The organism is Acinetobacter sp. TSRC1-2, from assembly GCF_049895885.1.
Taxonomy (GTDB): Bacteria; Pseudomonadota; Gammaproteobacteria; order Pseudomonadales; family Moraxellaceae; genus Acinetobacter.
On sequence record NZ_JAFCTF010000001.1, the window covers coordinates 199,340 to 222,168 of the forward strand.

At 40.9% G+C, this 22,829-nt stretch carries 18 protein-coding genes and 1 tRNA gene; 8 read left to right on the forward strand and 11 right to left on the reverse strand.

The features are described 5' to 3' along the window. Positions 1 to 19: 19 nt before the first annotated feature. The 4 genes from ACP69Y_RS00970 (at position 20) to ACP69Y_RS00985 (ending at position 7,494) form a co-directional block, all read left to right on the forward strand. Entirely contained in the window at positions 20 to 736 is a 717-nt protein-coding gene (locus ACP69Y_RS00970; protein WP_425915353.1) for a 16S rRNA (uracil(1498)-N(3))-methyltransferase, read from the forward strand. Between the two features lie 150 nt (positions 737 to 886). Continuing rightward, the gene (locus ACP69Y_RS00975; RefSeq protein WP_425915355.1) at positions 887 to 3,748 is read left to right on the forward strand and encodes a bifunctional diguanylate cyclase/phosphodiesterase; all 2,862 of its coding nucleotides are present in this window, start codon (positions 887 to 889) and stop codon (positions 3,746 to 3,748) included. A gap of 149 nt (positions 3,749 to 3,897) precedes the next feature. Further along, positions 3,898 to 6,171, forward strand: coding sequence for an NADP-dependent malic enzyme (locus tag ACP69Y_RS00980; protein WP_425915357.1), 2,274 nt, complete (start codon positions 3,898 to 3,900; stop codon positions 6,169 to 6,171). A gap of 87 nt (positions 6,172 to 6,258) precedes the next feature. Further along, positions 6,259 to 7,494, forward strand: a complete 1,236-nt coding sequence (locus ACP69Y_RS00985) for a multifunctional CCA addition/repair protein (RefSeq protein ID WP_425915359.1) — start codon at positions 6,259 to 6,261, stop codon at positions 7,492 to 7,494. Positions 7,495 to 7,643: 149 nt separating this feature from the next. Here the strand turns inward: ACP69Y_RS00985 and epmA are convergent, their stop codons facing one another. The 5 genes from epmA to ACP69Y_RS01010 all read right to left on the reverse strand — a co-directional run bounded on the left by epmA (position 7,644) and on the right by ACP69Y_RS01010 (position 14,075). After that, positions 7,644 to 8,630 carry an EF-P lysine aminoacylase EpmA gene (gene epmA / locus ACP69Y_RS00990; protein ID WP_425916046.1) on the reverse strand — a complete coding sequence of 329 codons (987 nt, stop codon included), beginning with the start codon at positions 8,628 to 8,630 and terminating at the stop codon, positions 7,644 to 7,646. Positions 8,631 to 8,632: 2 nt separating this feature from the next. Next, positions 8,633 to 9,700, reverse strand: a complete 1,068-nt coding sequence (locus tag ACP69Y_RS00995) for a 4-phosphoerythronate dehydrogenase (protein WP_425915361.1) — start codon at positions 9,698 to 9,700, stop codon at positions 8,633 to 8,635. 236 nt (positions 9,701 to 9,936) lie between these two features. Further along, positions 9,937 to 11,166 carry a CaiB/BaiF CoA transferase family protein gene (locus ACP69Y_RS01000; protein WP_425915363.1) on the reverse strand — a complete coding sequence of 410 codons (1,230 nt, stop codon included), beginning with the start codon at positions 11,164 to 11,166 and terminating at the stop codon, positions 9,937 to 9,939. A gap of 47 nt (positions 11,167 to 11,213) precedes the next feature. Then, a complete protein-coding gene (locus ACP69Y_RS01005; protein ID WP_425915365.1) occupies positions 11,214 to 12,617 on the reverse strand; it encodes an MFS transporter in 1,404 nt (467 codons plus the stop codon). Between the two features lie 234 nt (positions 12,618 to 12,851). Continuing rightward, entirely contained in the window at positions 12,852 to 14,075 is a 1,224-nt protein-coding gene (locus ACP69Y_RS01010; RefSeq protein WP_425915367.1) for an acyl-CoA dehydrogenase, read from the reverse strand. Between the two features lie 248 nt (positions 14,076 to 14,323). Between ACP69Y_RS01010 and ACP69Y_RS01015 the strand changes: the two genes are divergently transcribed. After that, a complete protein-coding gene (locus ACP69Y_RS01015) occupies positions 14,324 to 15,289 on the forward strand; it encodes a LysR substrate-binding domain-containing protein (RefSeq protein ID WP_425915369.1) in 966 nt (321 codons plus the stop codon). A gap of 335 nt (positions 15,290 to 15,624) precedes the next feature. On the opposite strand, the gene ACP69Y_RS01020 is transcribed toward ACP69Y_RS01015, so the two are convergent. Both ACP69Y_RS01020 and greB read right to left on the reverse strand, forming a co-directional pair. Beyond that, positions 15,625 to 15,714 (reverse strand) — tRNA-Ser (locus ACP69Y_RS01020). A 90-nt stretch (positions 15,715 to 15,804) separates the two neighbouring features. Next, the gene (greB, locus tag ACP69Y_RS01025) at positions 15,805 to 16,299 is read right to left on the reverse strand and encodes a transcription elongation factor GreB (protein ID WP_425915371.1); all 495 of its coding nucleotides are present in this window, start codon (positions 16,297 to 16,299) and stop codon (positions 15,805 to 15,807) included. Positions 16,300 to 16,664: 365 nt separating this feature from the next. Here greB and ACP69Y_RS01030 point away from each other — a divergent pair, with 365 nt between their 5' ends. After that, positions 16,665 to 17,774 carry a transglycosylase SLT domain-containing protein gene (locus ACP69Y_RS01030; RefSeq protein ID WP_425915373.1) on the forward strand — a complete coding sequence of 370 codons (1,110 nt, stop codon included), beginning with the start codon at positions 16,665 to 16,667 and terminating at the stop codon, positions 17,772 to 17,774. A gap of 63 nt (positions 17,775 to 17,837) precedes the next feature. On the opposite strand, the gene ACP69Y_RS01035 is transcribed toward ACP69Y_RS01030, so the two are convergent. After that, positions 17,838 to 18,221 (reverse strand): SCP2 sterol-binding domain-containing protein, encoded by a 384-nt coding sequence (locus ACP69Y_RS01035; protein WP_425915375.1) that lies wholly within the window; start codon positions 18,219 to 18,221, stop codon positions 17,838 to 17,840. 214 nt (positions 18,222 to 18,435) lie between these two features. After that, a complete protein-coding gene (gene ttcA / locus ACP69Y_RS01040; protein WP_425915377.1) occupies positions 18,436 to 19,356 on the reverse strand; it encodes a tRNA 2-thiocytidine(32) synthetase TtcA in 921 nt (306 codons plus the stop codon). A gap of 532 nt (positions 19,357 to 19,888) precedes the next feature. On the opposite strand from ttcA, the gene ACP69Y_RS01045 reads away from it, so the two are divergent. Further along, positions 19,889 to 20,722: a lytic transglycosylase domain-containing protein gene (locus tag ACP69Y_RS01045; RefSeq protein WP_425916048.1), complete on the forward strand. Its 834-nt coding sequence runs from the start codon at positions 19,889 to 19,891 to the stop codon at positions 20,720 to 20,722. A 142-nt stretch (positions 20,723 to 20,864) separates the two neighbouring features. After that, positions 20,865 to 21,770, forward strand: a complete 906-nt coding sequence (htpX, locus tag ACP69Y_RS01050) for a protease HtpX (RefSeq protein ID WP_425915379.1) — start codon at positions 20,865 to 20,867, stop codon at positions 21,768 to 21,770. A gap of 65 nt (positions 21,771 to 21,835) precedes the next feature. Here htpX and ACP69Y_RS01055 read toward each other — a convergent pair whose 3' ends face one another. Both ACP69Y_RS01055 and ACP69Y_RS01060 read right to left on the reverse strand, forming a co-directional pair. After that, complete coding sequence (locus tag ACP69Y_RS01055; protein ID WP_425915381.1) at positions 21,836 to 22,186, reverse strand: hypothetical protein; 351 nt, start codon at positions 22,184 to 22,186, stop codon at positions 21,836 to 21,838. A gap of 19 nt (positions 22,187 to 22,205) precedes the next feature. Further along, positions 22,206 to 22,796, reverse strand: a complete 591-nt coding sequence (locus tag ACP69Y_RS01060) for a DUF4112 domain-containing protein (RefSeq protein ID WP_425915383.1) — start codon at positions 22,794 to 22,796, stop codon at positions 22,206 to 22,208. Positions 22,797 to 22,829: the final 33 nt, after the last annotated feature.

Genomic DNA, 22,829 nt, shown 5'->3' on the forward strand with positions numbered 1-22,829 from the left:
ATTTGTGAGTAATACTTAAATGCCGCGTTTTTATATTGAAGCTGATTTAGCGGTTGATATGAATGTTGAATTAACCGAAACGGTTTTTCATCATTGGGTAAAAGTATTACGTGCACAAGTCGGTGAAAAAGCCACCTTGTTCAATGGACAAGGTGGTGAATACCAAGTGACGCTGGTTGAAGTTTTAAAAAAATCAGCAAGTGTTTCTGTTGATGCCTTCAACCCTGATGACCGCACACCTGGATTTACAGCCTTGCTTGGGCAAGTGATGAGTAAAGGTGATCGCATGGATTATGCAATTCAGAAAGCAGTTGAACTGGGTGTTGCAGAAATTCAGCTCCTCACCTCAGAGCGTTGCGAGATGCGTCTTAAATATGACCGTGATCAAAAGAAGATTGATCACTGGCAAGGCATTGCCATCGCTGCTTGTGAGCAATGCGGAATGAATAAAGTTCCTGAAGTGTTAGCGCCGCTGTCTTTGCAAGACTGGTTAGCCAGTGAACTCCCGACCACAAGATTAGTACTTGCACCTAATAAAGATCAAGTCGATGTTTTAGCTGATGCCACACCTGATATTGCACTACTCATTGGTCCTGAAGGTGGACTCAGCGAGGCTGAAATACAATTATCCAACAATGCTGGATTTGTTAATTGGTGTATTGGCAATCGCGTTTTACGCACAGAAACCGCCCCAATTGTAGCTTTATCTATTTTAAATTATAAATTAACTGTATAGTTCATCCGATTTTAGATAAATACTACCTGATTCGATTGATTTTTCTAAATAACATTATTAATCTTGATTTAAAATAAAACTTGGTTTTTTAGACATGGTTAATATTTAGAAAATAATTTATCGCAAAACAAAAATAAGGTTTCTGCTTGTATGCCAGATATTCAAGATGAGTATGTTAAACAGCATGTGAGTGCTGCTCAAATTACAAATACGATTCGACTCAGTCAATTCTTTCTCGTCAGTATTTTAATCGTTTCCTTATATGTCTATTGCATTTACCAATTTTATTTTACAAAACCATCTTTCTATTTCAATTTATGGTTTATTACTACCGAACTCTTGAGTTGTCTAAGTTTACTCATTACCAGTATTTATTTTAAGCCACATAATTTCGCACTAAATCATGCTCATCGCTGGCTGCAATTTCAGTGTTGGGCAATAGGGTGTTGTATTGCTGTGGGTGTTAGTCTGATTTACTACTATCTACCGCAATATAACCCTAATTTCAGCTACGTTAATGCTTTAATTCTTTCAGCTCTATTACTGATTGTCAGCCAGGCGTTTGCCCTGACTTTATTAACCCAACGTTTAAATTATTTTTGTTTGGCCTTTATTCCAGCACTTTTTCCCTACCTGGCCTCACAGTTTATTACAACAGAAACTTCTAATCATTTATTTCATTTGTCACTCAACTTCATCCTTATTGTTATTTTACTTTGTGCAAATATAAGCTCGCGTATTCATAAACGCATTTCAGCGCTTTACTCCAAGAATAATCGTTTGGTTAAAAATGCCGAACAACAAGTCGTCTGGACAGATGAGTTATGCCAGCAATTAAAAACTGAAATTAATAAATCCAAAAATATTGAATTACAACTTCAACTGAATAATCAATTACTTGAACAGAAAGTCAAAGAACGAACTTTTGATATTGCTAAAATGAATACTGATTTAGAGAATCAGCAACACAATCTTATGTTGGCCCATGGAATTGCGGGACTTCGGCCTTGGGACTGGAATATCAAAGATCGTGAAATTCTAGTGACCGACTATAAGCACCAAAAGACCTTAAAACCTTCAAAACAACATCATCATCAGCTGAAAAACATCATTCATCCCGATGATATCGAACACTTCAAAACCTCGATGAAGCAAAACTTACGCGGTCAAACCGATCTGTATGAAGCCACTTATCGCCTTCAAAACAGCCATGGCAAATGGAAATGGGTTCATGATATTGGCAGAGTCATAAGCCGTGACCCGAATAACCAAAGGCCATTGCGTATGGTCGGTATCCGTCGTGATATCCATCAGGAGCGTACTGATCAGGAACGTTTAAAATTTGCTGCAAATGTACTGCAACAAGCGGCTGAAGGGATTTTTATTCTAGATGAGAAACTTTGCTATATCGATGTCAATCCATTTTATGAACAGTTAACAGGTTTCAATCACGAGCAAATTATTGGCAAACATTTATTTGATATTGCTGCAAATTTTAAACCAAAACAAAGAAGCAGTCATTCTTCCCTTATTGACCAGCTACATAAAATGGGTGAGTTTGATGGCGAGCTAAATGAAAAATTTCTTTCTGGTAAAGAACTTACAGTCTGGATGCGAATTAATGCGATTAGCGATGAAAAAAATCGTGTCACGCACTATATTGGTATCGTCTCTGATTTAACTGAACGTAAACTCCAAGAACAGCGTTTGTCCTATTTAGAAAATTACGATCCACTGACCGATTTACCGAATCGCTTTTATTACAACTATCAATTACATCAATATTTAGTCAGTCAAAAGGATTCAATTAAACAACTCGCTGTGATTCGTCTAAATATTGATCGCTTCAGACCATTGAATGAATTTCTGAGTAATAGCGGCGGAGATGAACTATTACGTCAGGTGGCGCAACGACTCCGGCTTACCAATGCTGAAGCCTTATTTGTAGCGCATTTAAATGGCGATGACTTTGCCATTGTCTATGAAATCTCACATATTCGCCCATCGGTTCAGCACCACTCTGAACGGATGAGCAAAGCATTTTCATTGCCATTTAACATTTTTGGTCAGGATCATATTATCAGCCTGTCCATGGGAATTGCTTTCTACCCTGAAAATGGCCGTCAGCTGGATTATCTAAATAATTGTGCTGAACAGGCACTGACCGAAGCAAAAAGCTTAGGGGGTAATACCATCCGTTTTTACTCCAATAAAAATACCGCCTTACTTGAGCAAGGAATTTATCTGGAACGTGATTTACGACTCGCCATTAACAATAATGAACTGATTGTTTACTATCAGCCAAAAATTAATTTTAGCGACCAGAACATTTATGGTTTTGAAGCGTTGGTTCGCTGGAACCATCCAAGCAAAGGTATTATTCCACCCGACTTGTTCATTCCCCTTGCAGAGCAAACCAGTTTGATCTCGGATATTGGCAGAATTGTTATACAACAAACCGCTAAACAAATTAGGAACTGGAGTGATTTAGGCTTTAATAATATATGTGTCTCAGTCAATGTAGTTGCACAGCAATTGCAACGTGGACAGCTACTCGAAGACCTCGATCATGCCATTGAGACTTATAAAATTTCGGGCAGCAGCCTAGAACTTGAAATTACCGAATCATCGTTACTTGAAAATTCAGTCACCGTTAAAAATCTGCTCGATGAAATCAAAAAACGGAAGATCAATATTTCTTTAGATGATTTTGGAACGGGTTACTCTTCCCTATCTTATCTTGCTGATTTTCCAATTGATATATTGAAAATTGATCGTAGCTTTGTTTCTAGAATTGGACAAAATAAACAAGAAGCCATTGTCAGTGCCATGATTGCCATGGGCAAAGCTATGGGGATGATCGTGGTTGCAGAAGGCATTGAAACAGAGCAACAAATGCAATACTTACAAGATCTGGAATGTGACATTGCGCAAGGCTTCTTATTTTCAAAACCCTTGCCTGAAAGTGAAGCAACCATCTTCCTGGAACAACATCGACTTATACCTTCTTAATATAAGTCGACACGCCTAAATATCAGTTTGCTTGAAAATGGCAGATTCGCGACTGTGCTAAGGTCACAACAAATGTTATATTCAATCAAATTAAGCAAAAAACCACCACCAGCTCGGGCTGGGCAACTCAAGCAACAATAGAGATACAGATGGACGATCAATCATTAAAACAGCAAGCTTTGTACTACCACGAATATCCAACACCAGGAAAAATCAGTGTTACGCCAAGCAAACAGCTGGTCAATCAACATGACCTTGCACTTGCCTACTCTCCAGGTGTTGCAGCACCATGTTTAGAGATTGAACGTGACCCATCAACAGCAGCACTCTATACCGCACGCGGTAACTTAGTGGCTGTCATTACAAATGGTACGGCAGTGTTAGGTCTCGGAAATATCGGGCCTTTAGCGTCTAAACCGGTCATGGAAGGTAAAGGCGTACTGTTTAAAAAATTCGCAGGTGTAGATGTATTTGACCTGGAAATTGCAGAAAATGATCCAGACAAAATTGTGGATATTATTGCAGCATTAGAACCAACTTTTGGTGGTATTAACCTTGAAGATATCAAGGCACCAGAATGTTTCTATATTGAGAAAAAACTTCGTGAACGCATGAATATTCCTGTGTTCCATGATGATCAACACGGTACATCAATTATTGTTGGTTCAGCTTTACTCAATGCCTTACAACTGACTGGCAAAAAAATTGAAGAGATTAAAATTGTCGCTTCTGGTGCGGGTGCAGCTGCATTGTCTTGCCTAGATTTGCTTTGCGCTTTAGGTGCAAGTAAACAGAACATTACCGTTGCCGATTCACGCGGTCTGCTTACGACTAAACGTGACAATCTGGATGAATCAAAAAAACGTTATGTACAAGACATTGAAGGCACGCAACTGGCAGATGTAATTGCTGGTGCAGATATGTTCTTGGGACTTTCAGCGGCAGGCATTTTAACCAAAGAAATGGTTAAAGTCATGGCGGAAAATCCGATCATTTTTGCTTTGGCAAATCCAGATCCAGAAATTCTGCCTGAACATGCGCATGAAGTTCGTCCTGACGTGATTATGGCGACTGGTCGTTCAGACTATCCAAACCAGGTAAACAATGCGCTTTGTTTCCCGTATATCTTCCGTGGTGCCTTAGACGTTGGCGCAACTACCATTAACGAAGAAATGAAAATTGCCTGTGTACATGCGATTGCACGTATGGCACACATTGAAGCAGATGCCGCCTCTTATGGTGAAAAATCTGCATCATTTGGTCGTGAATACCTTATTCCCCGCCCACTGGATCAACGTCTAATTCTTGAAATTGCACCTGCAGTAGCAAAAGCAGCGATGGATTCTGGTGTTGCGACTCGTCCAATCGAAGACTTCTCTGCATATCGTCAAAAATTGTCTGAGTTTGTATACAACTCTGCATTTATGATGAAACCAATTTTTGCCCAAGCAAAAACAGCGCCTAAGCGTATTGCTTATGCTGAAGGTGAAGATCTTCGTGTGCTTCGTGCAGTACAAATTGCGGTAGATGAAAGTTTAGCGTTCCCGATTCTTGTCGGTCGTACTGCGGTCATTGAAGCAAACATCAAGAAATTGGGCTTGCGTCTTGAACACGGGGTAAACATCGAAATTGTGGATCAGGAGAAAAACCCAGATTACGAATTATTTGCGGATGATTATTACCAAATCATGCAACGTAAGGGCGTAACACCTGAATACGCACATCGTGAAGCACGTCGTCGTTCTACCCTGATTGCTGCAATGTTAGTGAAACATGGTCATGCAGACGGCATGCTGTGCGGTACCTATTCAAGCTATGACATTCACCTAGATTTCGTGAAAAACGTGATTGGCTTAAAAGAAGGTCGCAGCACGTTCTTTACCCTGAATGCATTAATGCTTCAAGATCGCAACTTGTTCATTGCCGATACTTATGTAAATACCAACCCAACAGCTGAACAGTTGGCGGAAATGACCATTTTGGCGGCTGAAGAAGTGCGTCGTTTTGGTGTAATTCCACGTATTGCGTTGTTATCGCATTCAAGCTTTGGTTCTGACCAGACGGATGCAAGCGCACAAAAAATGCGTAAAGTATTTGAAATTTTAAGTGAAATTGCACCTGAACTTGAAGTAGAAGGTGAAATGCACGGTGATGCTGCACTGGATGAAAATATTCGTCATTTTGCATTCCCGAACTCACGTTTTAAAGGCTCTGCAAACTTACTTATCATGCCAAATCTTGATGCAGCAAACATTTCATTTAACCTGTTGAAAGCAACTTCAGGTAACAATGTAACGATTGGCCCAATTTTGTTGGGTGCTGCAAAACCTGTGCATATCTTGACACCGACTGCAACAACACGACGTGTGGTGAATATGACGGCGTTGACAGTTGCTGAAATTCAACAGTCACAAGAAGGCTAGTATTCAACTTTAGCAAAAAGCTAAGGTTCTTTACTTGAGAAAACCTCTATTCTGTAGCATGATTGCTTGAAGAATAGAGGTTTTTTCATGCGAGTTTATTTAGTAGGCGGTGCAGTACGTGATCACTTACTCGGCCACCCCTATCACGAAAAAGATTATGTCGTTGTGGGTGCAACACCTGACCAACTCCTTGCTCAGGGCTACCAGCCAGTGGGCAAAGATTTCCCTGTTTTTCTACATCCCCAATCAAAAGAAGAATATGCTTTAGCCCGTACCGAACGAAAATCAGGTCTGGGTTATCATGGTTTTGAATTTCATACTGATGTCAGTGTTACCCTTGAAGAAGACCTGATCCGTCGTGACCTGACCATTAATGCGATGGCAATGGATGAAGATGGCAATGTATACGACCCTTATAACGGTCAGCAAGATTTAACCCAGCGGATATTGCGTCATGTATCTCAGGCTTTTGTAGAAGATCCATTGCGGGTTCTACGCATTGCACGCTTTGCCGCACGTTATAAAGCACTTGGATTTAAGGTTGCACCTGAAACTTTGGCGCTCATGCAACAACTGGCTGAATCGGGTGAATTACAGGCATTGACGCCTGAACGGGTATGGAAAGAAACCTCTCGTGCCTTGATGGAAAATCACGCCGACGAATATTTCGAAGTGCTACGTGCCTGTGGTGCTTTAAAAGTGCTATTTCCTGAATTAGATGCGTTGTACGGCATTCCACAACGTCCTGAATATCATCCGGAAATTGATTGCGGCATTCATACCATGATGTCACTACAGCAAGCCTGTAAAGCCAACTATTCACTCGATGTACGCTTTGCTGTTCTGGTTCATGATTTAGGAAAAGCCCTCACGCCAACAGAGGAATTACCGCGTCATATCATGCATGAAGAACGTGGCATAAAACCGGTTACCGAAGTGTGTGATCGTCTTAAGGTTCCCACCAATACCAAACAGCTCGCCCTTGCAGTATGTAAAGAGCATTTAAAATGTCATCAAGCTTTGAATCTTAAACCGGGCACTTTATGGCGGTTATTACAACGTTTAGATGTATTACGCCGTCCTGAACGTGTGGAAGCATATGTTCAAGCTTGTGAATGTGATTCACGTGGTCGTTTAGGTCTAGAAGATCGTGAATATCCGCAATCACAATATGTGTTAGATGCAATGGAAGTGGTTCGTAGCATTAAAGCCCAGGATTTACCACCTGATATTAGTGGTCCTGATATTGGGGAAATGTTGATTCAACGGCGTATTCAAGCAATTGAAGAATTGAAAGCCCGACAGATTGTTGCTGCGGTATAGCTCATAAAAAAGCTTCTCAAAAGAGAAGCTTTTTTATGTCACGAGGATGATAAAAAACCTCCCTCTTGCACAGCAATGCTGCTCACCTTTAATAAAGGGAGAGCAAAATTTCCCCTTTATTAAAGAGAGATTTAGGGAGATTATTTACATCAAGAAACATCCGCAGGGAAAGTAATGACTTTTTCAAGTTTCATTTGTTCAGTCGCAACCATCAATAAACGATCAATGCCTACAGCGATGCCTGAACATTCGGTCATATGCGGCAAAGCAGCCAGTAGATATTCATCAATCGGCATCACATGCAAGCCAAGCTTTTCACGCTCAAGATTATCGGCTTCAAAACGGGAACGTAACACTTCTGCATCAATCAGTTCATCATAGGCATTCGCTAACTCTAAGCCTTCAATATAAAGTTCAAAACGGGCTGCAACCTGTTCACCCTCTTCGTCAACTTTAACTTTGGCGAGTGATGCCATTTCAGGGGGGAAATCGGTTAAAAATACCGGCGTATCAAAACCCAAACTCGGTTCAACCATATGTGAAAATAACAGGTCGATATAACCCAAGCGATCACCACCCAAATCGAGATTTAAACCCACACGATTACAGCAATCTGTGAGCTGCTTTAAGCTGGCTTGCAATGGATTGAGATCCAGACGGTCCATAAAGGCATGTTTATAACTTAAAATCGTTGGACGGACTTCACCAAAACGATGCGCCAAAGTCACATTGAGTAAGTCAGTCACTTCAAACATCAATTCTTTCAAACTTAAATTTGGGCGGTACCATTCCAGCATGGTGAATTCACTATTGTGTTTGCGCCCATGTTCATCATCACGAAAGACTTTACAAATTTGGTAAATGGAACCACTGCCACTGGCCAGCAATCGCTTCATGGCAAATTCAGGTGAAGTCTGTAAATAATGAGTTTGTTTGCGCCCCCCGAGATGCCGTTGAGCTTGAATAGATGCTAGATGCACATCGGTGACACCGGCTTGGGACAATATGGGCGTTTCCACTTCAAGCACATCACGTTCAGCAAAAAACTGCCGAATTTGTGCATACATTTTGGCGCGAGCTTTTAGTGCTTTGATATCGCAGGTAGGTTGATAATTGATGCTTGCTGTATTTACCATACTCATGCTTTCGGGCCTCCGTGCGCTGCCCATTCACGGCGTAAGGGATAGGTTTTACGTAAATAATCAAAGGCTTTTTGATCCACTTTACCGTCTTTTAAACAGGCACGCAGGTTGGCTGCGTCACGTGCAATATCATAAATGTGAATCAGATGCTGTTTTAGCGCTTGTTTTAAATCCTGATTCTCGAAATACTGCTCACATACAGGCAGCTGAGTTTCAAACTGCTTATCCGCTACAAAATTAAAAGTTTTGCAAAAGGCATCATAAATCATTTGCGTGCCACGTGCTTTGCCTTCCAGGCTATAGCCTGCAATATGCGGGGTCACCAAACGAATCAGCTTTAACAGTTGTTCTGAAATTTCTGGTTCATGTTCAAATACATCTAACACCACTGAGCGATTGGTCTTTTGAATATCCGCAATCAGGGCCGCTTCCTCGACCACGGGTCCACGTGCTGAATTAATTAAGATCGCTTCAGGTTTCATCTGCCCCAACGCATCGGCATTAATCAAATGAAAAGTTGGATGATTCCCGGTTTTGGTTAGGGGAACATGCGTGGAAATGGCATCTGCTGTTTTTAATAATTCTTCTAATTCAACTTGCTGGATATGTTCACGACTCACAAAAGGATCATGACCAATCACATTCCAGCCAAGCAATTTTGCCATATAGGCCAAACGTGAACCGACATTGCCCAAGCCAATAATACCGAGAGTAAACTTTTCATTTTTCTCGATTAAATTCGGTTGTAAATATAACAAGGCAGTAATCACATATTCAGCCACTGCCTGTGCATTACACCCTGCCGCATTTGACCAGGTAATATGACATTTTTCTAACACAGGAATATCTAAATGATCGGTACCAATGGTGGCACTGCCGACAAATTTCAGTGGAGTATTTTGAATAAGTGGTTCATTTACTTGGGTCACAGAACGCACCAGTAAGGCTTCAGCATCCTGTACATCTGCATGGGTTAAACTGCGCCCTGCTACTTGCTGAATTTCTCCAAAATCTGCAAAGAAATATTCGGTAAAGGCCAGATTTTCATCTGCAACGATTTTCATAGCGCGTTCCAATGACGTGAAGACCGCTATGATAACGCTTAGCGGCAAATCTGACTATGTAAGTTAATTATAGAGCTGATTCTTTAAGCGATATAAGTAAATGAATATCCAAAATTTTAATATCTTTCATCCTCAGTAAGCCCCAACCAAAATACAATTTCCCCTCCAAAAAAAAGACCAAATTCTGTAAAAAATTCGGTCAAAGGAGCAAACAAAATAGTAGTGAATAATGCTAACTAAGCCACCTCACCATCAATAATACCTGCGGTTTTTAAAGCCATTAATTCATCCTGAGTTTTAAACTGCGATAAAATTTCTTGTGTATGTTGACCTAACTGTGGCGCAGCATGTTTATATTCAACCGGTGTATTAGATAATTTAATCGGTGAACCAATCATTTTAAAATGATCATTCAATGGATGTTTGACATCCACCACCATGTCTCGAGATCGAATTTGTGGCTCATTCAATGCATCTTCTATTGAGTTAATCACCCCGACCGGCACTTTAACTGCATGAATTGCCGTTACCCATTCTTGTGCATTTTTAGCCAAGAAATATTCTGACAGTAGTGGAATCAGTTCATTCCGATGTTTAACACGATCCTGATTACGTTGAAATTTTTGGTCTTGCAATATTTCCGGTAATCCAATCGCGATACATAAATCTTTAAACTGCTTATCATTGCCACAAGCAATAATAAATTCCTTATCTTTGGCTTTAAAAGTTTGATACGGCACAATATTAGGATGATGGTTTCCCATACGCTTTGGAGATACGCCCGAAGTTAGATAATTCATGCCCTGATTGGCAAGTGTAGCGACTTGAACATCGAGTAAGGAGAAGTCGATATATTGACCACGACCAGTATGCTGACGTGCCAGTAAAGCGGCCTGAATAGCAACGGTTGCATATAAACCTGTTTGAATATCGACCACGGCTACACCGACTTTTTGCGCGCCACCACCGGGCAACTCGTCCTTTTCACCGGTAATGCTCATCAACCCAGACATGCCTTGAATGATAAAGTCATAACCGGGCTCTTCTGCACGCGGTCCCGTTTGCCCAAAACCGGTAATCGAGCAATAGACCAAGTTCGGATTCAGTTCATTTAAAGACGCATAATCTAAGCCATATTTTTTTAATGAACCGGCTTTATAGTTTTCAATCACCACATCGGCCGTTTTGGCAATTTCCCGAATCAGTTCCTGACCTTGTTGACTTGCAATATCGATGGCAACTGAATATTTGTTGCGGTTGGCACATTGGTAATAACCTGATTCGCGGGTTGCAGTGCCCTGATTATCCAGCATCCACGGTGGTCCCCACATACGGGTGTCATCCCCCACTTGCGGACGTTCAACTTTAATCACCTCAGCGCCCAAATCTGCCAGAATCTGCCCACACCATGGACCTGCCAGTACACGGCTTAAATCTAAAACTCGAATTCCTTGTAATGCACCCATGTTCTACTCCAAAAGCCAGCAGACGACGACGCTGCTGGCTATTCTTATTATTTAGCACTAATTGCGTCTGTGGTTACCACAGTACTCGGGGTTTTAGCTTCTGCATCTGTAGCCGTCACCAATGAAGATTGCTGTGGATCATACTGACGTTCACGGATAAACAAGCCTGGAATCACACCCGCAATAAAGTAGGCTGCACCCATTACAATAAATGCCATGGTGAACGAGCCGCCTGCCGCGATAATCCCGATGGTCGCTGGTGCAATCGCCGCACCTAAACGGCCCATGTTATATGCACCGCCAATGGCTGTACCGCGTACATCGGTCGAGAAGGTTTCCGCCATATAGGTTGTATTTACACCGTATGGAATTCCGTAAAGGAAACCAAAAGTAATCAACAGGTAAGCAATATTGGTTGGCGTGTTAAAAAAGATAATCACAGGTAAAAATGCAGCTGTTGCAACAGTACCAAAGACAAAAGTTGCCCGGCGACCCAATTTGTCTGCGGCATAGCCAGCAATAATTTTACCCAGAATCATCGCTGTATATGCACCGACCATATAGCCTGTTAAAGCTTTAAAGTTCATATTCAGTTCAGTTTCTAGATAGGTTGGCATCCAGTTATTGACGCCGTAATAGCCAAACTGTAAGAAAGCAGCAGTGCTCATCCACAACAAGAACATTTTGCGGTGCTGGGTATGCCCAAAAATACGTTTATAAACACTTTCAGAAGGAGCTTTTGCAGTGATTGCTTCAGCTGTAGGCTCAATTTTCAATTCTTTACGTTTAAACTGTTCTATTTTTGCTTCCTGCCAAGATGCAGGTTCAGGTACAAAACGCATGAAGATAAGCGCGAAAGCAGCAGGAATAATAGTCACATAAAACAGCATCCGCCAACCATGATCAGGAATAATTGCCCCTGCCAACAAAGTCGCTACGATATAACCCACTGTTTGACCGGTCTGTAATGTGCCTAAAACAGTAGTACGGTACTTGGTGGGAACATATTCCGCCATCAGCGTATTACACGCCATGTATAACGAACCCAATCCAAATGCACCAATAAAACGTAGAATCATGAACTGCTCATAACTTTGAGTAAAACCCAAAATACAGGTCATGATTGAAAAGAAAACCACAGACCAGGCAATGGTTTTTACCCGGCCAAATTTGTCACACGCCCATCCTCCAGTAATCCCGCCAAGCGCCATTCCTGCAAGTGATGAACTTCCCAGCATACCCGCTTGAAATGAAGTCAATCCAAACTCAGCTTTTAAACTGGTCAAGCTGAATGACAACAGCATGATGTCGACACCATCAATCACCAGAGAAATAAATGCAAAAACAAATGCAATTTTCCAGGTGTTTTTATGAATGCGGTGCGCTGTACCTATATTGGAGGGTAATTTTCTGCTGAGCGTTCCTGCTCCAGCATTCATATCATTATTCATTTCCATATCCCTCATTTTCCCAAATGAGTCATCGGCAGTCTTAGTGTTTCTCTACATTGGCCTTCAGTTCTTTATTGTTTTTCTATCATCTATTTGAACTTTAAGCGTGCAAATGCACAGATTTACAAGAATGTTTCACGATGAATCCTTTAATTTAAGTTAATTATTAATTTTTTTTGAGACAAAACATCTCTAGGATACCCACGAATAGACATCCTGAATTGAAGAACTCAATTAATTACAAAATGCAGCGATTCCTGTCTGCGCACGACCTAAAATCAGGGCATGTACATCATGCGTACCTTCATAGGTATTCACCACTTCCAGATTGACCAGATGACGTGCCACCCCGAACTCGTCACTGATACCGTTACCGCCAAGCATGTCACGTGCCAGTCGTGCGATATCCAGCGCCTTGCCGCAGTTATTACGCTTGATCAGGGAAGTTCCTTCAACTGATGCAATACCTTCATCTTTCATCCGGCCAAAACGCAGGGCAACCTGTAAACCCAAGGCAATTTCAGTTTGCATGTCAGCCAGTTTCTTTTGAATCAGCTGATTCGCAGCCAGTGGACGGCCAAACTGTTTGCGGTCCATGGTGTATTGGTGTGCGGTATGCCAGCAAAATTCTGCAGCCCCCATTGCGCCCCAGGCAATCCCGTATCGCGCACTATTGAGACAGGTAAATGGACCACGTAAACCGCGAACTTCTGGAAATGCATTTTCTTCAGGTACAAAGACATTATCCATCACGATTTCACCGGTAATCGAGGCACGCAAGCCGACCTTACCGTGAATCGCTGGAGCAGAAAGCCCTTCCCAGCCTTTTTCCAGAATAAAGCCGCGGATCTCGCCGACATTGCCCTCTTTGGAAACCTCTTTGGCCCAAACCACAAATACATCGGCAATCGGACTATTGGTAATCCACATTTTTGCGCCGGATATGCGATAACCGCCGTCTACCTTTTTGGCACGGGTAATCATGCTGTCCGGATCGGAACCATGATCCGGTTCAGTCAAGCCGAAGCAGCCGATGTATTCACCGGTAACCAGTTTTGGCAAGTATTTCTGTTTCTGTTCTTCAGTACCAAATTCATTGATTGGCACCATCACCAGCGAGCTTTGTACACTGGCCATGGAACGGTAGCCCGAATCGACATATTCAATTTCACGTGCCACCAGACCATAGCTGACATAGTTCAATCCTGCGCCACCGTAAGCTTCCGGAATGGTGGGGCCAAGCAGACCCAGCTCACCCATCTCACGAAAAATTGAAGCATCGGTTTGTTCATGACGGAACTGTTCCAGTACACGCGGCAACAATTTGTCCTGGCAATAGGCATGGGCAGAATCGCGAATCATGCGCTCTTCTTCTGTGAGTTGCTGCTCAATAAGAAACGGGTCTTGCCAGTTAAATTGAACTTTTGCTGTTTTTTTGGTATTGATCATTTGATTCATCGCTTCCTCTGCTCGATATCATGTTGTATTTATCTGACTCGATGCTAGGGCGGAAAAAAGATTCTTTCAAACGATAAATTTTCATGCAGATATACCCTTTACGCATATCTTATTTTAAGCAGATAGATAACAATGGATTTAGCGACTGTATTTTTGAGATATTACTCAATTTCTAGACTAAAGTTGAATAGGTTTCGCATCTTCATATGTCATTTTAAAATATCTGGTTCAGATAAAAGGATTTATCTATGCGTCGTCACATCCCATCTTTACAAGGTTTATTGTGTTTTGAGTCTGCGGCGAAACATGCCAGTTATACGCATGCCTCACAGGAACTGTGTATTACCCAAAGTGCGGTGTCACGGCAAATTCAACAACTGGAAGAATTTCTAAAGCTTGAATTATTCACCCGCACCCGACATGGCGTCGAACTGACCCTTGCAGGACAGCAATATTACAGTCTGATCAAACCCTATTTATTGGGTCTGGAGCAAAGCACTTTAGATATTATGGCGCACAAGGGTCTAGGGGGAACATTAAAATTAGGTGTGGTTCCGACTTTTGCAACCTGTTGGCTGCTCCCCAAATTGCACCGTTTTAATGAAATTTATCCTGAAATTACCGTACATCTGGAAACCAGCACCAAGCCCTTTCTATTTAATGAAACCATCTTTGACGCGGCGATATATGCAGGGACACCTCAGCAAATTGCGCATTGGCCAGGCGTACAAACCCATTATTTAATGAAAGAAGATCTTATTGTGGTTTGCTCTGCCGAGCTTATTTTAAAAAACTTCCCAGATGCACAAATGATTAATGAATATAGCTATGATTTAAGCCCTGAACAACTCACCCAACTTCCGCTCTTACAACAGACCACCCGCCCCGGCATTTGGCAGGAATGGTTTAAAACCCATCAAATTTTTCATCCGAAATCTGACACGGGTCATCGGCATGAATTGTTTTCCATGTTAGCCGTAGCGGCCAAACAATCAATGGGGACGGCACTCATTCCACAAATCCTGATCGAGTCAGAACTTCAAAAAAAAGAATTGGTCATTGCATCAAGTAAAAAACTCGAAGGAAGCCGTTCTTATTATTTAGTGCATTCTAGTCAAGCGTCTTCTCCTTTGATCCAAAAATTTATTGATTGGATTCAACAAGAATTATTGCTTTCATCAACCAAAAATGATGATAGAAATATAGAAGAATAAAATACTCCATCTATACGCTTTTGTTTAGTTCAGCTTAGATATCAATAATGAAGCTAAATTATGTTTTTGAAGTCATGCTCTACTGTGTATTTTGTACTTTGCGAAGCTAATTTCCCTTTCTCGATCACTCACAGTAATCAAATCTCAATAAGTGCTAACTTAAAGACTTTCACATTTGATTTTTTAATCGATGACATCGATATCTACTTGATGTTCATCAATTCTATTACCCCATAATATTATTCAAATTTTTTTCTTTATTTATTCTTTAGTTTTTTATGAATAAAAAAATTTGGGCAATAAAAAACCCCGATCAATGATCGGGGTTTTGAATTTGGCGGAAGCGGTGAGATTCGAACTCACGGAGGACTCGCACCCTCGTCGGTTTTCAAGACCGGTGCATTAAACCGCTCTGCCACGCTTCCAATGGCGGCTATGATATAAATAAAATCCCATCTTGGCAAATACTTTTCTCTGTTTTTCCTATCAACCGCTTAAAATAAAAACAAAATATATTAATTTGCTGAATTTTCAGGCTTTTCATAACGAATTTGATTGATATACCACTGTTTTTTACCTAAGGGGGTCAGCACCTCAACTTCATCATCGACTTGTTTACCCAGTAAAGCGCCAGCCATCGGCGAATCAATCGAAATATGTTGCGGATGATGATCATAAATTTCATCCACGCCAACAATACGTAAAGTTTTTTGTTCGCCTTCTTCATTCTCAATTTCCACCCAAGCGCCAAAATATATTTTTCCTTCTTGCTCAGGTGAAAAATCAATAATTTTAAGCTCTTCTAGACGCTTGCCCAAGTAACGAACACGACGGTCGATCTTACGTAAAATTTGCTTGTTGTACTGGTAGTCAGCATTTTCCGAACGATCGCCCAGACTCGCCGCCCAGTTCACTTTTTGGGTGATTTCTGGCCGTTCTTCATGCCACAAATGTTGTAATTCTGCGACTAATTTGTCATGCCCGGAACGTGTAATTAAGTTAGATTTCATAGTGTTTTTTGATATTTTACTGACATTTTGTTTACAATAATGGCCTATTTTATCCGCTATTTACACATAACTAAAGTTTATAAAATTAATTCTTCAATTAAATTAATTCCTTATGTTACATATCTCAAAAAAGTTTAGTACAAAATTTGACAAGTTTATTTTTCACCCTTATTATTCGCGCATGTTCTCAAATCGTCTATTTTTTAATCTATGTAGAAATTCTACATTATTCTCCTTTTAATCCAATGTCATTTTTGAATGACGTCATGACTGCCCTACCTTTATTGAATTTATCAAACTTGAAAAAGCTTGAGGCATGTGCGCCTTTGCTTTTTAGGGCATAAATTACCTGTAGCGGAGACAACATGCACAGTAGTTCAACTTCTGGGGTGAGGCTTTGCCTTAACTCTTTAAAATCTTCTCTCTCATTAAAAATTCTGGCGTTCAGTACACTGTTAATTCCGTTTCATAGTATTAATGCAAGTAAGTCGTACCAGTACGATTCTGTAGTCAACGGCAAGCAACTCACCGTCGTTTCAGTCGAAAATTCGACCACCGTATTTAAAGATGGCGCGCATCTACATGGTTTCGGTTATGACCTGGCACGCAACTATGCCAACAGCTTGAATGTTAAGCTGATCTTTAAAACTGTACCGGATAATGCGACTGCACTCAAATGGGTATCCCAAGGTAAAGCCAACTTTGCAATGACCACTGCAGATATCAGTTCAATTGAACAGAAGCGTTTAACTTCTTTTTCTGCAACCTGTGGTGATATGGGCAGCTTGCAAAAAAATGGCTTGAATACCAACCTGAACTGGGTGTTTAAACATTCAGATGATCCACTCACCCAGACTGCAAGTGGTTTTGTCTGCAAAGGCAAACAGTCGGGTGCAATTCGACAACTTGCTTCATTTTATAATCAGAATGTAGTAGAAGAACAAGCCTGGGATAGTATTCAGCGTGATCTGAATAAGCGTATGCCGATTTATAAAGCCAGCTTTAAAAATACCGCAGCTAAATATGATTTAGATTGGCATCTGTTAGCAGCCATTGGCTATCAGGAGTCTTACCTGAAACCTAATTCCGTTTCGCCTACCGGTGTTCGTGGTTTGATGATGCTAACCAACAATACAGCAAAGGCCATGGGTGTCAGTAACCGCACCGATCCTACCCAAAGTATTGAAGGTGGAGCAAAATATTACGACCAGATGTTAAGCCGTTATTCAAACGTACCTTTCCCTGACCGTAACTGGTACGCGCTTGTGGCTTATAATATGGGGCCAGGTGCAGTAAATCAGATTCAGAAACGAATTCGGGCACAAGGTAAAAATCCAAATAACTGGGTTAATCTGTACAGTTATTTAGATAAAAATAAGGCCAGCAATGGACGTTATCGTCAGGCAGTGCAATATGTAACCCGTATCCGCGCCTATTTAGAACATATTAAGACTTCAGAGTTAGTGAACATTTAATTTAATATGTTCTATCTATAAAAAAGCTTACCCTTGGGTAAGCTTTTTTATGCTTAAAATTTCTTAAGTTGTTTGCTCAAGCACTTTCTTAAATAAGTCTTTTTGTTCTTGGCTTGGCTTGGCAGTTTGTAAAGCCATCAATTGTGACATATCGCCTTGAACCTTAATTTTTCCGGTCATAAATGCTTGCATAGCAGCAGCCATATCAAATTCCAGGAACACTTTACGAAGGGTTTCACCATCCATATTCAAAGTAGTTTTCGCATTTGGAGATAGACCTTTTTTGATTGCCCCACCATCCATAGACAATTCTGTATTGCCTTGTACATCTGTAACCACTAAGTTGATTGCTAAATTTGCCAGTGCAGGTGGCAAGTTTAAATCACCCGCTTGCGCAGTTAATGTTTCTACAGTTGAAAACCAATCATCAGTTAAAAAGGTAGGCATGATGTTTCCTCAATTTATTTGTTCATTTGTGTCGCCTATCCAGACAACATCTTTGTGAAGCTATTGTGCTTGACGCCTGTTATAGCATGTAAAATTGTTTTCTGCTTAAAGTTTTTTGCACGATACGTTCAATTTTTATATTTCTAATACATTATTTAACTGAATCAAACATCTAAATAGACACCAATCCTAAAACTGATGTCTACCACAACTATTATTCAGCAGCGAAGCCTAAGTTCACCATATTGATACGTTTGCTTTGTGGTTCATCTTCTGTTGAACAGCTACCGGTAAAATCAATTTCACGTTGTGCATCTAAAGCTTCAAAGTCAAACAGTTCACGATCAGCCAATTGTGAAGGCGATACGTTTTGCATAGCACCAAAAATACTATGTAAACGCTTTGGATACTGTGCATCCCATTCACGCAACATATTATTAATCATGGCCCGCTGTAAATTTTCCTGTGAACCACACAAGTTACACGGAATAATCGGGAACTGACGCATTTCTGCATATTTAATAATGTCTTTTTCTTCCACATACGCCAGTGGACGAATCAGGATATTCTTCTTGTCAGATGACAACAGTTTCGGTGGCATGGCTTTTAAGCTGCCGCCATGAAACAGGTTTAAGAAGAAAGTTGCCATAATGTCATCACGGTGATGACCTAACGCTACTTTGGTTGCGCCAATTTCTTGGGCAAAACCATACAGTGAACCACGACGTAAACGCGAGCACACCGCACAATACGTTTTACCTTCAGGGGTCAGCTTTTTGGTAATGCTGTAGGTGTCTTTTTCCAGAATGTAATATGGAATGTTATTTTCTTCCAAATAACGTGGTAAGACATCTTCAGGAAAACCGGGCTGCTTTTGGTCAAGGTTTACCGCAACAACATCAAAGTTTACTGGTGCAATTCGTTTGAACTGCAACATTATGTCCAGCAAGGTATAACTGTCTTTACCACCAGAAATACATACCATCACCTTGTCACCTTCTTCGATCATTTTAAAATCACGAATGGCATGACCGACTTGGCGGCGAAGCTTTTTCAACAAACGGTAATATGCCGAACTTGTTGGCAGTTCTGGTTTGAAATTAAATCCTTGTTCGGACTCAACTGGCGAGTACATAGACGAGATTTACCCATAAATAAAAATACCGCGCAATTTTAGCCGATTCAGAGTTAACAAGCACCAAAAGAATGTAAATTCTGAAAATTGATCTTCATTGTCATTTTCACGTAATCAAGCAAGTGTTATTTTAGACGTTAGAGTTCAAATTTTATGCACAATGCTTACCAATTGTACTTTTCCACAGTTGTCCACAAAACCTGTGGATAACTTTGTGGATTTCAAAAGGCTTGACAAGGTGTCTGTCCTATTATTTAAGGCTTCTATTTAAATTGGTCATTTTTTGATCAATTTAAATATTAATAAAAATCAAGATCTTAGTAGTGTCAAGTTATCCTGATTAAAAAAAATTAAAATATTTTTTGATTACTCTCTCTACAATTAGCACTTGCTTTTTACAAACTTGTTGAGAAATTAATTCTACAAAGCTTTTTATTCTGTTTTTTTTTGTTAAACTCCTGTTGAACTGTTTGGAGCAGATTTTTTTCTAAATAAAAAAATGAAAAATAACATTGTAAGTATCGGTCTTTATATGTTGGGGTGTGTAACAGTTGGTTTTGTTGCATCGAGCGGTTATGCCGGTCAAACCATTTATCAGTTAAAAGAATCAAATGGGACCACCTTGCTCACCAATAAACAGAGCCGCTATAGTCATTTAAAAGTAGAAAAAAAGACTTACTACCCTGACAGTAATATGCATAATTATAGTAATTGGGGAAGTTCAGAAGCTTCGGTTTTGCCCAGTTATAGTCGAAATAAAAATGCATTTGACCCGATTATCAAACAAGCAGCGTCACAACATGGTATTTCTGAAGGCTTGATTAAAGCAGTTATGCATACTGAATCTGGCTTTAATGTTAATGCTCGTTCTCCAGTCGGTGCACAAGGATTAATGCAACTGATGCCAGCAACGGCGCGACGCTTTAATGTTTCAAATGCTTATGATCCTCATCAAAATATTATGGGTGGGGCAAAATATTTGTCTTGGCTGATGAAACGCTTTAACGGTAATACCTCCTTGGTTTTAGCCAGCTATAATGCGGGCGAAGGTAATGTGGCAAAATATGGCGGCATCCCTCCCTTTAAAGAAACGCAGGATTATGTAAGACGGGTCAGCAGCCGTTATAGCAACTTGTACTCTAACGGTATTGCGGGCAGTACAAGCTCCAGCAGTAACTACCCTACTGATAATGGGAAAATTATTGCACAATCTTCCCCTGATGAGTCTTCCTCCAGCTCGACACCGTACTATAGTGCGCAACGCCAAATCATTATGGCCTCTGATGGAAGTTTTACCGACGCCCCTTCTGGCTCATATGCCACGGCACATGCCACGGCTTCAGCAAAAATTTCAATTAGCGACTAATAAAGTTATTTTTTTAAAGCGGCATCATCCAACAGAATTACTTTTTTTCTTCTTGAATTTTTAAGACTTTCACCTCATATTTACTAACATGATTTTTGATTCATAAATCAGATTATTTTTCTATTATAAGAGGATTCTCTCAATGATGCGGATTGGTTTGTTCTTGCTTACCAACCTCGCGGTACTGGTTGTAGCTGGCATTATTTTGTCACTCTTCGGTGTCGGTAGTTACCATGGCGCGGGTGGCTTAAATCTAGGCAACCTATTGGTCATCTGTTTTGTCTTCGGTATGGTTGGTTCTCTCATCTCCCTGTTCATGTCAAAATGGATGGCGAAAAAAACCACTGGGACAGAATTAATTGACCCGAATGCGCCTCGTAACCAAGCAGAAGCATGGTTATTACAAGAAATTGCGCAATTGTCGCAACGCGCTGGTATTAACATGCCAGAAGTGGGGATTTTCCCTTCTTATCAGTCCAATGCTTTTGCCACAGGTTGGAACAAAAACGACGCTTTAGTAGCCGTTTCAACGGGTTTACTCGAACGAATGAACAAAGACGAACTTCGTGCGGTACTTGCGCATGAAATTGGTCACGTTGCCAATGGTGACATGGTGACCCTTGCCTTGATACAAGGGGTCGTTAATGCCTTCGTGATGTTCTTTGCACGTGTGGTGGGTGACTTTATTGACCGTAATGTGTTTGGTCGTGAAGACGGCGAAGCACCGGGTCTGGCCTACTTCGGTATTACCATCGTACTGGATATCGTGTTTGGTATTTTGGCATCTTCTATCGTGATGTGGTTCTCGCGTCAGCGTGAATATCGTGCCGATGAAGCGGGTGCACGTTTAGCCGGGAAACAAGCCATGATTTCTGCATTATTACGTTTACAAGCAGAATCAGAACTGCCTGATCAAATGCCTAAGGAAATGAAAGCGTTTGCAATTGCGGAAGGTAAAGAACAAGGTTTCAGCTTGGCGGCTTTGTTCCAAACTCACCCAACCATTGAACAACGTGTAGCAGCATTACATCAGCTTAACTGCCCATAATATGGTTTGATTAAAAATATTGGTTAATTAAATTGAATATCAAAAAGTCTCCACATGGAGGCTTTTTAATGCTGTTGAATACAGCGTAACAGGCTGCCATTGATATCAATCACATAGAACATCTCTATTTCAGTTAAGTGTTCTATAGCAGTGATTCGCGCTGGTGCAAATGCAGACCAATTTAAACTCTGCCAAGCATGATAAAGTGCAGTTAAATCCTGAACACGAATACATGCACTATGCCAAGAAGTTTCCGGCTCTAGCTTGGGATGATGAAAAAACTCTAAACTCAAACTGTCCCGATTTAGAATCATCCATTGACTGGATTGATAGCTACATTGAAAACCGAGCATGCGATAAAAATCACATGTCATGTCAAAATTGATCGACGGTAAATTTGCGGCAATATAATCCATAGATTTTATCCACTAAAAATCAAAAAGTATTCAATCCTTGAAACCATTGCCATAACCAGCTCAGACCAAACCACATCGCAATCAGCATCAATACTAAAACGATTGCACCTAAAAGATCAGGGATATGTAACCACAACCAAGCCACCACAGGATTTCGCCAAAAGGCTGAGTTCTGCTGTTTATTTTCCAGGCTTTCATGCAGAAATGGGTGAACCACATGCGAGTCACTGCGAATCTGATATTCCTCTCGAATATGCTCATGCACAATCGCTAAAGCTTTTCGGCTTGGACGTATAAAGATGTCAAAAACTGTTCCAACCACCGGAATAAAGCCCACCACCGCATCCAGCATAGCCAGTTTCATCACCGGACTAAGCTTGCTTTGTGGCACTCCTATTTGCTTGGCCTTATAAATGGCATAACAGGTCAAGACAAAACCTGCGACATCTCCAGCAATGGGAATAGTACTTAAAGCAGCATCTGCCCCGACCCCTTGTTTGGTAAATGGAATACGCACTACTGAGTCCATCATATTGGCAAACTTGGCTAAATCCCGTTCTAGGCGCACCACTTCTTGCTGGCTGAGTTTTTTTTGTTGTTGCTCTGGCATAGGCCTTAATTCCAAGGAAAGCATTATCTAAAC